At 70.0% G+C, this 13141-nt stretch carries 12 protein-coding genes and 1 pseudogene; 7 read left to right on the plus strand and 6 right to left on the minus strand.

Translation table 11 applies throughout. The features are described 5' to 3' along the window. Positions 1–49: 49 nt before the first annotated feature. Positions 50–2269: a hypothetical protein gene (locus QHF89_RS36955; RefSeq protein ID WP_284721408.1), complete on the minus strand. Its 2220-nt coding sequence runs from the start codon at positions 2267–2269 to the stop codon at positions 50–52. Then, on the minus strand, positions 2266–3786 hold the full coding sequence (locus QHF89_RS36960; RefSeq protein ID WP_284721409.1) for a DUF1501 domain-containing protein: 1521 nt from the start codon (positions 3784–3786) through the stop codon (positions 2266–2268). The genes QHF89_RS36955 and QHF89_RS36960 overlap by 4 nt, the downstream gene beginning before the upstream one ends. Before the next feature lie 367 nt (positions 3787–4153). On the opposite strand from QHF89_RS36960, the gene QHF89_RS36965 reads away from it, so the two are divergent. The 3 genes and pseudogenes from QHF89_RS36965 to QHF89_RS36975 form a co-directional block, all read left to right on the plus strand. After that, on the plus strand, positions 4154–5095 hold the full coding sequence (locus QHF89_RS36965) for an AgmX/PglI C-terminal domain-containing protein (RefSeq protein ID WP_136972164.1): 942 nt from the start codon (positions 4154–4156) through the stop codon (positions 5093–5095). Positions 5096–5145: 50 nt separating this feature from the next. After that, positions 5146–5367: a thioredoxin domain-containing protein gene (locus tag QHF89_RS36970; RefSeq protein WP_136933684.1), complete on the plus strand. Its 222-nt coding sequence runs from the start codon at positions 5146–5148 to the stop codon at positions 5365–5367. 12 nt (positions 5368–5379) lie between these two features. After that, positions 5380–5715, plus strand: a pseudogene (locus QHF89_RS36975) (peroxiredoxin family protein); the annotation flags it as partial. Here the strand turns inward: QHF89_RS36975 and QHF89_RS36980 are convergent. Beyond that, complete coding sequence (locus QHF89_RS36980) at positions 5701–6480, minus strand: MYXO-CTERM sorting domain-containing protein (RefSeq protein WP_136972166.1); 780 nt, start codon at positions 6478–6480, stop codon at positions 5701–5703. The pseudogene QHF89_RS36975 and the gene QHF89_RS36980 sit on opposite strands and share 15 nt — an antisense overlap. Before the next feature lie 101 nt (positions 6481–6581). On the opposite strand from QHF89_RS36980, the gene QHF89_RS36985 reads away from it, so the two are divergent. Then, positions 6582–9188, plus strand: coding sequence for an AAA family ATPase (locus QHF89_RS36985; protein WP_136972167.1), 2607 nt, complete (start codon positions 6582–6584; stop codon positions 9186–9188). 80 nt (positions 9189–9268) lie between these two features. Here QHF89_RS36985 and QHF89_RS36990 read toward each other — a convergent pair whose 3' ends face one another. From QHF89_RS36990 to QHF89_RS37000, 3 genes are all read right to left on the minus strand, one after another. Next, entirely contained in the window at positions 9269–10108 is an 840-nt protein-coding gene (locus QHF89_RS36990) for an STAS domain-containing protein (protein ID WP_284721410.1), read from the minus strand. Positions 10109–10299: 191 nt separating this feature from the next. Further along, positions 10300–10707 (minus strand): hypothetical protein, encoded by a 408-nt coding sequence (locus QHF89_RS36995; RefSeq protein WP_136933679.1) that lies wholly within the window; start codon positions 10705–10707, stop codon positions 10300–10302. Beyond that, positions 10704–11366 (minus strand): hypothetical protein, encoded by a 663-nt coding sequence (locus tag QHF89_RS37000; protein WP_136972168.1) that lies wholly within the window; start codon positions 11364–11366, stop codon positions 10704–10706. Before QHF89_RS37000 ends, QHF89_RS36995 begins: the two co-directional genes overlap by 4 nt. 169 nt (positions 11367–11535) lie before the next feature. On the opposite strand from QHF89_RS37000, the gene QHF89_RS37005 reads away from it, so the two are divergent. The 3 genes from QHF89_RS37005 (at position 11536) to QHF89_RS37015 (ending at position 13106) form a co-directional block, all read left to right on the plus strand. Beyond that, positions 11536–12414, plus strand: a complete 879-nt coding sequence (locus QHF89_RS37005; protein ID WP_284721411.1) for a Rieske (2Fe-2S) protein — start codon at positions 11536–11538, stop codon at positions 12412–12414. Positions 12415–12530: 116 nt separating this feature from the next. Further along, complete coding sequence (locus tag QHF89_RS37010) at positions 12531–12734, plus strand: hypothetical protein (RefSeq protein ID WP_136933676.1); 204 nt, start codon at positions 12531–12533, stop codon at positions 12732–12734. Between the two features lie 30 nt (positions 12735–12764). Next, positions 12765–13106: an SPW repeat domain-containing protein gene (locus QHF89_RS37015; protein WP_136972170.1), complete on the plus strand. Its 342-nt coding sequence runs from the start codon at positions 12765–12767 to the stop codon at positions 13104–13106. Positions 13107–13141: the final 35 nt, after the last annotated feature.

The raw sequence follows: 13141 nt of genomic DNA on the forward strand, positions 1-13141 counted from the left end.
GCTTGGGGCTTCGCTCGGACAAGCCGAGCTACGCCCCAAACCCCTTCCGTCACTGCTTCTTGGCGGTGATCGTATCCGGACCGCAGGTGATCGTGTACGGCGCGCCGATCTGCCCCGCGATGAGCGTCACGTATCCGCACGTACCCTCGTACGAGATCTCCGGCGGCGTCAGCTTCGGCACGTCGGTCGCGTCCGGGGGCACGACGCCGCCGAGCATGAACTGCGGAGCTGCGACGAGGACGCCGCAGAACGAGCGCAGCTTCGCGTCGAGGCCCGCGAGGTTCGTGTCCGCCAGGGTCGTCTTGACGAGCGCCTCGATCTGCGGCTTCTCCGCCACCGGCTCGACCCACGGCTCGCCGAGGAGGCGATCCTTGAGCGCGATCACCGCGTCGCCGACCGTCGCGCCCGTCGTCGCCTGCGCCCTCGACACGATCTTCGCGATGAAGTCGTTCCCGCCGAGCGGCTTGCACGCGCCGTACGTCGCCTCCCACGAGAGCCGCCCCTGGAAGTCGAGCCCGCGGAAGCCCGGCTCCGCGTCCTTCAGCGCGAACCCGATGGCGAGCTGGAGGCTCTCTTCCCCGTTGTCCTGCGGATACTCGCTGTAGCTCGGCCACTCCATGGCGCGGTGCAGGCTGCGGCGCAGCGGGCGCGACGAGATCGCGAAGACGCCGTCGGCAGGGCTGTTGCCGCGCCGGCCGATGTCCTTGTCCGCAATCGTCCACGGGTCGAAGACCCGCGGCACCTCGTAGGCCCCGTTGCCGCAGCCTTCTTCCGGCGCCTTCAGGTTGAAGGCCGGGTGCGCGAGGATGTCCGTGAGCAGCTCGCGGAGCGAGAAGTGCGACGCGACAAACTTCTCCGTGAGGCCCATCAAGACGTCGCGTTGCACCTCGGTGCGCGGGAAGTAGTTCGCGATCGTCAGCCGCGTGCCCATCACCTCGGCCCACACGACGTCGACGATGTTCTGCGCGACCATGTACGCGAACGCCTCGTCCGGATCGGCGAGCTCGCCGCCGGGCAAGCGCACGAGCCCGTGCGCCGCGAGCCGGTCCACGCCGCGCTTGAGCGCGCGCTCGAGGTCCCACACGCTCGCGCGGCGGCCCTTGTTCGGGGCCTCCGGGGTCGAGCGGATCGAGCCGAAGTACGTGTCGACGCCGAGCGGATCGTCCTCGGTGGGCGCGCGGAAGCTGCCGCACGCGTTGCCGTTCCAGCCGTAGGGCGCGCTGCCGCCGCCGTCGGCGACGCCCCAGTAGCGCAGCATCGAGAGCGCGCGCATCTCGTCCGTGCCCTTCGTCTCTTGCTCCTCCTCGGGGTGCACGCCGGCCGAGTTTCCGTAGAGCGCGACCTCGAAGAGTCCGGGCACGGGCCACGCACGGTTCAGCGACGGATCGTCGCTGTACGTCACGGAGAACTCGCTGTTGTGGCAGGTCAAGCACACGCGATCGCGGTGGAGGTAGGCCCGCTCGAAGATCGCGCCGAAGTTCTGCCGCCGCGCGCGCTCCATCTCCAGCTCGCCGACGTTCGCGCCCGAGTACGGCTGCGACATCATCGCGAAGAGGTTCGCGCGGTACACGGGCGAGAGGTCGTCGAGCTCGAGCGCCGACGAGAGGAGCTGGTTCATGGTGAACCCGGGGCTCGGCGGGTTCTTCGTGGTCGCGTCGTTGTCGCGCACCCACGCCGCGAGGTTGCCGTTGTCGTACGCCGCGGCCGGCGGCGCGCCGTAGCACTGCTGCAGCGACTTCGTCTCGATGCGGTTCACGCGCAGCGTGTCCATGAAGAAGTCGCTCCACCGCTGCCGGAACGCGTCCTCGCGCATGAGCGCGCGAGCCACGATTTTGCGCGCGTTCACGAGGTCGTCGCCGTAGGGCGGAAGCGCGCCGCCGAGCTCGCCGAACTTGCCGGCGGCCTCGAGGTCCGCCTTGCGGATCGCCGTGATCGCGTCGGTGTACGCGTTCACCTCGGCCTGGCCCCACGGCTTGCGGCCGCTCACCGCGACGATCGCGCGGCGCACCCACGCTTGATCACTCGCCTGGCACTCGGTCCACACGTGCTGCGGCGTGTGCGGCGTCGAATCACCACCCTCGCCGCCCGCGCCGCCCATGCCGCCGTCACCGCCGCTGCCACCGCTGCCGCCGCTGCCGCCGACGCCGGGGCCCGTCGGCGCGGGCGGGTCCGTCCCGCCGCCGCCGCATGCGGGCACGGCGGCCATCGCGGCCGCGCACGTGATCACCAGGGTGAGCGTCGAGAGCCCGGAGAAACGCCTGGTCTTCATGCCACCACCCCCAACTGCCGCTTCTGCACGAGGAGCGCGGCATCGATCTCCGTCGTCGCGCCCGGCACGTCGGAGACGTTGAAGCTCTCCTGCGCGAAGGGCCAGATTCCAAGCGAGAGCAGCGCCGCCATCCGGTTCTCCTGCGGCGTCGAGGCGATCGTCGCGCGCCCGTCCTCTCCGCACGCGCCGAACACGCCCTTGCCCGAGGGCCGCACCGGCCCGCCGATGAACACGACCGGGAAGCCATACGGCCAGTGGTTTCGCCCCTGGCTGCCTTGCTTGAACGGCGTGCGCCCGAACTCCGTCGTCAGCACGATCAGCGTCTTGTCGAGATCGAGCTTCGCCGGGTTGTTCTCGCCGGGCGCGTTCACCACCGAGAGGAGCTGCCGCAGCGTGTGCGACAGGTTCCGCGCCTGCGTGAACGAGTTCTCGCCGTGCGTGTCGTACCCGCCGCCGCCGTCGGCCGTGAGCAGGCCCGTGTCGACGATGCACACGTACCTCGCGGGCACCGTCGGGTGCCGCAAGAGGTGCGCCGCGAGCTTCAGGTTCATCGTCATCGCGTCGGTGCCCGCGTTGTCCCCGCAGTTCGAACCGCCGATCTTCGTGAAGAACTGCGGCTCGAGCACGCCCGAGATGGCCTGCGCGTTGGCGATGGAACTCGACGCGGCTTCGAGCTCGCCGAGCCGCGGCGCGCGCAGCGGACCACCTTCCCCTCTCCAGCGCAGGCGCTCGTGGTACCGATCGATGTAGCCCTGCATCAGCGCGTCGTACTGCGCGCGGTTTTGCCCGACGGTCCCGCGCGCGAGCAGGCTCGTGAGATCACCGGCCGCGTCGACCTTGATGGCGAGCGGACGCGCCGCGCCGGGGTGCATTCCGATCGACACGACGCTGCGGACGTTGTCCGTGGGCAGCCCGTTCGCGCCGTTCGACATCAGCGCGTACGAGTAAGGCGCGCGCCCCGGCGTGTTGAACCGTTCGAGGAAGTAACGCTGCACGTGCGCGCCGAGCCCCGAAAACGCCGGATGCCCGAGCCCTCGGCCGCCGAGCATCATGGGGATCGCGCCCTCGTGTGGCTCGAGGTCGTGCGCCGAGACGGAGACGCGTGTCCGTTCCATCACATCGGGCCGCTCCCGCAGGGGCATCACGAAGGGCCCGAGGTGCACGGCTTGGCCCATCGAATCGGCCGCGAAGGGCTCGGTCAGCGGGCCTTGAAACGCACACTGGTCCACGGCCGCCTGCACGTGCCCCGACTTCAGGTACGCGTGCCACTGCGTCCCGCTCGCCTCGCCGAGCGAGGGAACGCAGTAAAACGACTCGTACTGGCTCACGCCGCCGTAAAGAAAGATCTCGAGGATGTTTTCGGCCTGCAGCTCGAGCGGCAGCATGGCCCCCTCGGCTTCCTTGGGCACCTCTCCGAACGCGCGCGCTTGCCGCATGCCCCAGAGCGATACGCCGAGGCCGCTGGCCGCCGTCGCGGTGACGAGCCCTGCGCCCTTGAGAAAATCGCGACGCTTCACGTAAGCCTCCAAGTCGAACGTGCCGCGACGAACCACGCCGACCGGCACGTGTCTACGTTCTCTTGCGCGGAAAGGGTGGTCAATCAAGTTTTCAACGTCCACCCGGAACGGTTTCGAAAGCGGCATCGTTTGGTACCGCAACGTTACGCGTGCGCTGCCATTCGTTCCGATGGGAGCGTGAAATGCCGCGCCTATTGAAGCCGCATGACGGGCCGCGACGACAACGTGCTCCGGCGCGGCGACAACGTGCTCGGCGGTGCCCGGCGGCTCGGGGCCGTGGAAAATCGCGACCGACGGGAAGGGTCTGCATTGCGCATTCCTGGGGTCGCCTTGACGCACCTCGGCGCGCCTCCTAGCATCGGCGCCGATGTCGCGCGTCTTTTGGCCCTCGTCCCTCGCCCTCCTGCTCGTCGGCTGCGCCGGCGCCACGCCGCCCGCCGACGCGCCGCCGCCCGCGGAGGCGAAAGCCACGCCGGCCGAGGCGCCCCCCGCGCCCGAGGCGAAGGCCGAGCCCTCGAACAAGGGAACGGACGTGATCGGCGCGCTCGATGCCCCGGCGGGGAGGCTCGACCCGGCCGAGATCCAGAAGATCATCCGCGGCAACTTCAAAACATTGCAGGCCTGTTACGAGGAGGGCCTGAAGAAAAACCCGAACCTCGGTGGCCGCATCGCGATCAAGTTCGTCATCGGCAAGGATGGCAAGCCCGCCTCCGTCGGCGAGGAGACGCCTGCGACGCTGCCCGATCCCGACGTCGTGAAGTGTGTCCTCGCGGCCGTCGAGACGCTGACGTTCCCCGCGCCCGAGGGCGGTGTCGTCAAGGTCGTTTATCCGATCATGTTCGCCCCGGCCGGGGGCGATGCAATGAGCAATTGCAAGAAGTCCGCCGAGGAGAAAGACGGCATTCGCACGGTCTCGATCGTCTGCGACAAGCAAACGCTCAAGGTCACGGACATGCCCGTGCGCGCCGTGGACGAGAAATTCGCCGACGCGATCCTGACCGGATTCGAGCAGCAATCGCCGAAGATGCGCCGCACCCGCGGCAAGCCGACGATCGCCGACAAGCCCTGCTACACCACGCTCATCGACGGACAAACCTGGGTCTCGACGTTGCTCGTCACCGAGGTCACCCCGGGCCGCGCGCTCGTCGTGTCCTGCCTCGACGAGACGGGCGGGATCAGCTCCGGCCGGTGCGACGCGCTGGTCGAGTTCATCGTCAAGCGCGAGGCCACCGCGCCCGCCACGCCCTCGCCCTCCCCCACGCCGAAACGACCGGTGCCCACGGGGACGGCCACGGGCGGCGGCTTTTGACGGGTTTCCAGCGCTTGCCGTCTCGGGCCTATCCCTGTATGCTCCGGCCCATGTCCGCGCCGATCCGCGCCCCACGCCGCCTCTTTCTCCTCGGCGCCGCGCTCCTCGCCTTTGCCGCCGGCTGCAACCTGAAGACACGTGGCCCCGCGCTCGCGGCCTCGGCGCAGGCGCCTGCATTCTCGCTCCCGTCGCACACGGGCGAGACGGTCACCCTGGCGAGCCTCACGCAAAAAGGCCCCGCGGTCGTGGTGTTTTACCGCGGCTACTGGTGACCGTATTGTCGTAGCCAGCTCGGGCAGTTGGCAAGAATGAACGATCGGTTCCGGAGGCTCGGCGTGGGCCTCGCGGCGATCAGCGTCGATTCCGAGGAAGATTCGCGCGAGTTCGCCGAGACGCTCGGCGCGCGTTACCCGCTGCTCCGGGACGACGGGTTGAAGACCGCGCTCGCCTATGGCGTCGCCATGCAGGGCCAGGACATCGCGGTCCCCTCGACCTTCGTCATCCTACCGGACGGACGAATTTTCTTCCGGCAGATCGGCGAGAGCATGGCCGACCGGCCGAGCACCGCCGAGCTGCTCGATATCGTCGACCGCGCGCTCGTCGAATCACGGCGCGATTGATCCGCTGTTCCCCGCGCGCCTGCGCCCTCGAAGCGCAGCGAGCGCGCCGAGGAGGAACATGAATCCCGCCGCCCCCTCCTCGCCTTTCACCGCGCACCCGCCGCAGCCGCTCGGCGCGTGCGCAGGCGCGGCCGGCGTGTTCTCGGCCGGATCGGCGGTCGTGCTCGGAGGAGGTGTCTCCGCGGCCTCGTCCCGGGGCGGCGTCGGTGCGAAGCCGGGCGGAAAAGGCCGCTTTCCATCGGCCGGGTAATCGACCGGCACGCGCTTCCCGTCGTCGAAGAAATAGACGACCTTCACGAGCCGCGCGACGAACACGCCGCCTTCGAGCTTCTCGACGCGGACGACGTCGTGCATGCCCTTCACGGGCCAGCGGTCGGGCACGAAATGCTCCGGCCGGATCGTGAGCCCCGACGAGATGAGCCCCTTTCCCTCTGCGAAGAACGCTTCGAGGGCCGCCCCCTCGAGCTTGCGCAGCGAGGACGCCTCGTAATCGGACTTCTTCATCGCATACACGACGGGCTGGACGTACTTCCCCACGATCCGCGGCATCCCGCCGAGCACGCAGAGCTCGGGCATGGGCGCGCCGAACGACGTCGTGTACGGATGCGCCAGGAATACGTAGTCGGGGAACTGCGAGGAATTCTCCAGCTCGAACGTGTAGTCGACGCGCTTCTCCCCGTCGGGGATGAGGTCAGCCCGCGCCTCCCGGGAGACGAGGAGCCCGAGCGAAGCCAGAAAAAGCAGGGCGGTGCGTCGTGTCGTCACGGATGGGTGCTCTCCTCCGCCCATCCTACACGAACGCCCTGCCCCGTCCCCGGCCGAAAACTTGTCCCACGCCCCGCGTACGTGAGACCCCCCTCCCCATCATGACGATCCCCCGCTCGCAGGCCGAGCTCGTCACGCTGCGCAAGCTCGCCCAGGACCTGGCCGCTGCGCGTAAGGAGCGCCCGACGAGCGTCCACCTCCTCGCCGCCATCGCCTCGCGCGACGGTCAGGCCGGCGAGCTCCTGCGCGAGCGGCGCCTCGACGCGGACACGCTCCTCAAGGCCGGTCGTTCGTTCGACGAGGACACGCCCGATCCGCTCGCCCGCGCCACCGTCGCGGCCCGCGAGCTCGGCAAGCGCGCGCCGCTCGGCGAGCCGAACCCTCTGCACCTGCTCCTCGCCCTGCTCGCGGATCGCACCTGCGCCGCGCACCGCGCCCTCGTCCAGGCCGGCGTGGACACAGGAAGGCTGCGCACGGCGGCCATGCAGCTCTCGCTCGGGGTCGTCGCGGCCCGGCGCGTGCCGCAGGCCGCGGGCGGCAAGACCACGGAGGCCGAGCCCCGGCCGGCCCCGCGCGCTGCCACGCGCATCGACCTCGACAAACCCACGCCCATGCCCGCGAAGCGGCCGACGGGCACGGGCGTGACGGTCCCGCTTTTTCCGCCACCGGGTCGGCTCGGGCAGGAGCAACGTCCGCCCACGAAGGCGCCCACGGTCACGCCGACCGCCGCGCCCTCGCCCCCTCCGCCGCAGGCCACGGCGACCGCGACGCCGATCCCGCTGCCCACGCCCGCGCCCGCGAAGCCGGCCGAGAGGGACCGCAAAATCAAGGCGCGGGAGCCCCTCGCGCCCGGGCCCACGATCCCCGAAGGCCATCCGCTCGCGCTCGATCGGGCGAAGACGCCGACGCTCGCGGCGCTCGGGAAAAACCTCACGCTCGCCGCGTGCCTCGGCGAAATCGATCCCGTGATCGGTCGGGACGCCGAGGTCGACGCGACGCTCGACATTCTGGCCAAGAAAAACCAAAATAGCTGCCTGCTCGTGGGGCCGGCCGGCGTCGGAAAGACCTCGGTCGCGCGGGGCATCGCCGAGCGCCTCGCCCGCGAGGCCGATCGAGATCCGTCTGCGGCGCGGCTCTTCGTCGAGGTCGCGGTCTCCGAGCTCGTCGCCGGCACCGGGACGCGCGGCGCGCTCGCCGAGCGCATGAACGCCATTCTGCGCGAGATTCGCGAGGAGGGGCGCGCCGTCATCCTCTTCGTCGACGAGATCCACGAGCTCTTCTCCGGCGGCCTCGACGAGGCCACGGCCGAGATCAAGCTCGCCCTCGCCCGCGGCGATCTCCGCCTCGTCGGCGCCACGACGCCCGAGGAGCACCGGCGCGCGTTCGAGCCCGATCCCGCGCTCGCGCGGCGATTCTCGGTCGTCGAAATCGAGGAGCCGGACGAGGAATCGGCCTTCCTCCTCTGCAAACAGGTTTGTCAGGGCCTCGGCGCCCACCACGGGCTCGGGTACACGGACGAATCCATCGCGTCCGCGGTCTCGTGGTCGGTCCGCTATCTGCCGGGCCGCGCCTTGCCCGACAAGGCCATCGGGATCCTCGACCTCGCCGGCGCGCGCGCTCGACGGCGCGCCGGGGCCGGAAAGCTCGCGCCCGTCGGGCCCTCCGAGGTCGCCGAGGTCCTCGCGAGCCTCGCGGACATCCCCGAGGAGCGGCTGCTCGAGACCGACCGCGAGCGCATGCTCAACCTGGAAAAGCTGCTCGCCGATCGGGTCGTCGGCCACACGGCGCCGCTCGCCCGCATTGCGAGGGTCCTGCGGCGCAATGCCGCCGGCATTCGCGCGGATCGGCCGCTCGGCACGTTCCTTTTGCTCGGGCCGACGGGCGTCGGCAAAACGGAGACGGCCAAAGCCATCGCCGAGGCGCTCTTCCATTCGGCCGACGCGATGACGCGGCTCGACCTCTCCGAGTACAGCGAGGCGCACGCGACAGCGCGGCTCATCGGCGCGCCGCCCGGCTACGTCGGGCACGAGGCCGGCGGCCAGCTCACGGAGGCCGTGCGCCGCCGCGCCTACCAGGTGATCCTGCTCGACGAGATCGAGAAGGCGCACCGCGACGTGCTCGAAGCGTTCCTCCAGGTCTTCGACGAGGGGCGCATGACGGACGGCCGCGGCCGGCGGGTCGATTTCACGAACACGGTGATCGTGTTGACCTCGAACCTCGGCGCGGCCGAGGCCGGGGCCCTCAAGAGCGAACGTTCGGTCGGGTTTTCCCGCAGCAGCGCGGCGCAGGTTTCGCCGGACAAGCTCGAATCGACGATGCTCGCCGCCGCGCGCGGGGCCCTGCCGCCGGAGCTCTACAACCGCATCGACGAGGTGCTGGTCTTCGGCCCGCTCGGCAAGGTCGAGGTGAAGGAGGTCGCGCGCAGGCTGCTCGCGGCGCTCGGACGTGGGCTCGAAGAAAAGGGCATCCGCCTCGACGTGGAGCCGGCCGTGCTCGATGTGCTCCTCGCGGAGGGCGGGTTCGACGAGGGGCTCGGCGCGCGCCCGATGAAGCGCGCGATCATGCGCCACGTCGAGGCGCCGATCGCCGAGATGATCCTGCGCGGCGAGCTGCCCTCGGGATCGGTCGCGCTGCTCTCGGCCGATCGTGGGCAGATCGTCGTCGACGCGGTGGACGAAGCCGGCGGCGAGCTGGCAACGGGCGCTTGAGGATCACCGCCGCCCCTCTCCCGCGAGGGAGAGGGGTTGGGGGGTGAAGGAATCGAACGGCGCGAAGGAGCGCGTTCGGGCTAAAGCCCGATGTCCTCGGACGCCTGCATCGACGCCGGCATCGACGACGGGGAGGCCGAAGCCTCGGGCCGCGGCGGCCGCTGGCGACGCTCGCCTCGGCTCACCGTGCGGTCTTGCCCTTCGTCCTTCGAGGCCTGCGCCTTCTTGTCCTTGTCGCCTTCGCCGGGCTTCTTGCGCAGGCTGATGCGGTCGGCCTCGCGCATGTTGAGGCAGGCGCGCAGGCCGTCCTTCAGCGTGCGCAGCGTCATGAGCCCACCGAGGTGGACGCCGATCTCCACGAGCGTACGCGCCACGTCGGGGCGCACGCCCGTCAGCACGCATTTCGCGCCAAGCAGCTTGGCGGCGTGCGTCAAACGCACGAGGTGCGCGGCCGTCATCGTGTCGACCACGTCGACGCCCGTCAGGTCGATGATCACGTACTCCGCGCCGCGATCGGCGATGCGCTGCAGGAGCTTCTCGGTCATCTCGGAGGCGCGCGCGCTGTCGATCGCGCCGACGAGCGGCAGCGTGAGCACGTCGTCCCACACGTCGATGATGGGCACGCTGAGCTCGCGGATCGCGATGCTTTGCCGCTCCACCGTGGCGACCTTCTCCTCGAGGTCGCGCCGCGACGCTTCGAGATCACTCATCGCCTTGTCGTGCTCTTCGCGGGTCTGCTTGAGCTCCCGCAGCAGCACGAGCAGGCTCTCTTCGAGCGCACCGAACCGATCCTCGGTCAGCGCGCCGGAGAGCCCGATGGCCTCGTCGAAGGCCCCGACGGAAGCGAGCGAAAGCGCCTCCAGGACGCGCTCGATCCGCTTCCCCTCCACCACTACCGACTCGTCGGTCGCGTCCGTCATCCCGATGGTCTCCGATGCGTCCCTCCTACATACGGGAAGATGCCCATGAGCATCAAGTTCCTCCTGATGCCGGCGGCGCGTGAAACCGTGCTTTCCTCGAATCCTCGGGAAAGCATGTCTACAGAGGGCGGAAATTCGGCGGAAAGCGGGGGAGAGCGGCCGGGGCCGCGGTCCCCTCGGTCGGGCCGGCTTCAGGGAAGCGGGAGCACGTTGACGTCGATGCTCGTGTTGCCGTCGCTCGACGTGAGGGTCACGACGGCGTCGCCGGGCTTGCCCCCGACGAAGATGAAGACGGCGCGCGGCACGTCGGTGGCGTAGCGCTGATACGCGTCGCCCGGCGCGAGCAGATCCACGAAGCCGGGCAGGACACGCACGATCTCCGGATCACTCGAGGTCGCGGTCGCGTCCTCGCAAGGGCTGTTCTGGTAGGTGCACTCGATCGCGAGCGCGATGCCCTGCGAGAGGCGGACGTCCTTCTCGACGTTGTCGACATCGGCGACGGCCGTGGGCGGCGCGATGGTGAGCGCGGTGATGCTGGGTTCGCAGCCCGCGGCGAGCGCGGCGGCGGCCAGAAGGAAGAGGGACGCGCGGGGGCTCACGGCTTCACCTCCAGCACGGTCAGCGCGACGGCAGCCTCGATCCCGAGCGCCTTGACGGTGACGGTCGTCTCGCCCGCGGCCGTGGCGACGATGCGCCGGCTGCCGGCCACGCCCTCGTCGAGCATCAGGACCACCTGCGGATCGGCTTCGAACGCCGCGTCGAGCTCGCCGAGGAGCCGCTGCGGGCCTCGATGCGGCGCCGCGACGAGGGTGAGCTCGTCGCCCACGAGCATCTCCATCGCGGCTGGCAAAGGCGACGTCTGAAGGCCGCCGTTCGTCACGCGATGGAGCCGGAGCGCGTCCGCCTCCGCGACCCACACGTGAAGAAAGTCCACGACCAAATCGCCCTCCATCGTGATGAGCATCGACGCGATCCCAGGCGCCTGCGCGTGGATGCGAGCGTCGTCGATCGTGAAGACGTCCGGGTTTGCCGAGACGAACGAGAGCGGCGGCGTGGAGGCGCCCTCGGAGGTGACGGAGACCTGGATGGGCAAAGCGGCGCCCTTGGCGATGGGGGCATCGATGCCTGCGACGGCGCAGACGAGCTCGCTCGGAGGGCAAGCCGCAGTCGTGTCGGTCTGGCCGAGCGCGCCGGACGAGCCCTGGGCACATCCGGTCGCGAGCGCGAGGAAAGGAAGCAAAAAACGAGGGAATGGCATGGCCCGACGATAGCAACGGACATGCCCGTCGCGAAATCGCGATCTGGCTCGGGTCCGGCGGCCTGGAAGGCAGGGCACGAACGTCATGGCCGGCGCGGCGATTGCACAGCGAGGCGTGTTCGGGGGAGAGGCCCCCGAGACACGCAACGAGACACGAAAGGAGAACGGGATGGCGACGTCGCTCCTGACGACAGTCGAGAACCGATCGAGCGTCGATACGCTCGCGGAGGCCGTGCATCGGCCGGTCCAAGCGGTCCTGCAAAAGCGCCCGGAGCTCCGGACCACGCTCGACGGGACATGGCTCGGGCACCCGCTTCACGCGGCGCTCACCGATTTCCCGATCGGCGCATGGGCGACGGGGCTCGTCCTGGACATCGCCGGGCTCGGGCGACGCAAAAAGGGGCTGCACGACGCGGCCTTCACGGCGCACGCCTTCGGGCTGGCAGCCGCGGGCGCGGCGGCGCTCGCGGGGCTCGCGGACTGGAGTTACCTCGACGGAAAACCGCGGCGCGTGGGCTTCGTGCACGCAGCGCTGAACACGGTCGCGGCCAGCCTCTTCGGCGTCTCGTTGCTCCTGCGCAAAAACGGCCGGCGCGGGGCGGGCATCGCCGCGTCGACGGCGGGCTTCGGCATCGTGCTCGGCAGCGCGTGGCTCGGCGGGGTCATGTCGTACCATTACGGGATCGGCGTGAGCCACCGGGCCTTCGAGCAGGGCGGGCCGAGCGGCTTCGTGCCGGTGCTCCGCAATGACGAGCTCGTCGAAGGGCAGCTCCGCCGCGTCGTGGCCGAGGGCGCGCCGATCCTGCTCGCCCGCGCGAACGGCCGCGTCCACGCGATCGGCGATACCTGCACGCACCTCGGCTGCTCGCTCAGCGCGGGCCGCCTCGACGGCGAGCGCGTCGTGTGCGCCTGCCACGGCTCGCAGTTCCGGCTGCGCGACGGCCGGGTGATGGTCGGCCCCGCGACCGACTCGGAGCCCCATTACGAGACGCGCATGCGCGACGGCCAGATCGAGGTCCGTAAATCGGGCCTCAATGGTGCTTCGTAATACGCGGGTGCGACGCTCCCAGCCGCAGCCGGGTTCGTCCGCCGCGGCTGGGCCTTCGTTTGCATCAGAACGTCGGGGACGCCGCCTCGCGGCACGAATCGCCCACGGAGCTAGGAATGGTCCGCACCGAAAGCGTGGCCGATCACCATCGAAAGGCCGCCGAACATTTCGAGAACGCTGCCGTGCACCATCGGATGGCCGCGGAGCAGCACGAGCGCGGAAACGAGGCCGAGGCCCTCCGGCACACGATCGAGGCTCGGCGGTATCACGAGCAGGGAATGCGGCACGAGCAGGAGGCCGAGAAGCGGCACGCCGCGTGACACCCATCGCCCGAGGAGGAGGAACATACCATGACATGGCCCCGATGGATCAATATCGTCCTGGGTATCTGGCTGCTCATCGCCCCGGCGGCGCTCGGATACGTCGATTCCTACGCCGCGAACAATGACCGCCTGCTCGGTATCCTGATCGCGTCCTCGGCGATCGTCGCGCTCTGGGCGCCGAAGGCCCGGTTCGTGAACGTCGTGCTCGGCGCATGGCTGATCATCGCGCCGTTCGTCCTCGGATACTTCGGCGGCAGGGCCGTAGCGAACGACATCGTGCTCGGCATCGCCGTCGCGGCCTTCGCGTTCATCCCGAGCCGCCCGATCACGACCCCCCACACGCCCGCGGGCCCGGGGGAGCTGAGCTGACCCAACGGAGAACTTGGCCCGGGACCTCGCCCCGT

This window comes from Polyangium sorediatum (assembly GCF_029946465.1).
Taxonomy (GTDB): domain Bacteria; phylum Myxococcota_A; class Polyangia; order Polyangiales; family Polyangiaceae; genus Polyangium; species Polyangium fumosum.

Excerpts from the sequence above, each read along its gene's own strand:
- QHF89_RS36955 (WP_284721408.1), bottom strand. The coding sequence starts at position 2,269 with ATGAAGACCAGGCGTTTCTCCGGGCTCTCGACGCTCACCCTGGTGATC.
- QHF89_RS36965 (WP_136972164.1), top strand. The coding sequence starts at position 4,154 with ATGTCGCGCGTCTTTTGGCCCTCGTCCCTCGCCCTCCTGCTCGTCGGC.
- QHF89_RS36970 (WP_136933684.1), top strand. The coding sequence starts at position 5,146 with ATGTCCGCGCCGATCCGCGCCCCACGCCGCCTCTTTCTCCTCGGCGCC.
- QHF89_RS36985 (WP_136972167.1), top strand. The coding sequence starts at position 6,582 with ATGACGATCCCCCGCTCGCAGGCCGAGCTCGTCACGCTGCGCAAGCTC.
- QHF89_RS36990 (WP_284721410.1), bottom strand. The coding sequence starts at position 10,108 with ATGACGGACGCGACCGACGAGTCGGTAGTGGTGGAGGGGAAGCGGATC.
- QHF89_RS37000 (WP_136972168.1), bottom strand. The coding sequence starts at position 11,366 with ATGCCATTCCCTCGTTTTTTGCTTCCTTTCCTCGCGCTCGCGACCGGA.
- QHF89_RS37005 (WP_284721411.1), top strand. The coding sequence starts at position 11,536 with ATGGCGACGTCGCTCCTGACGACAGTCGAGAACCGATCGAGCGTCGAT.
- QHF89_RS37010 (WP_136933676.1), top strand. The coding sequence starts at position 12,531 with ATGGTCCGCACCGAAAGCGTGGCCGATCACCATCGAAAGGCCGCCGAA.
- QHF89_RS37015 (WP_136972170.1), top strand. The coding sequence starts at position 12,765 with ATGACATGGCCCCGATGGATCAATATCGTCCTGGGTATCTGGCTGCTC.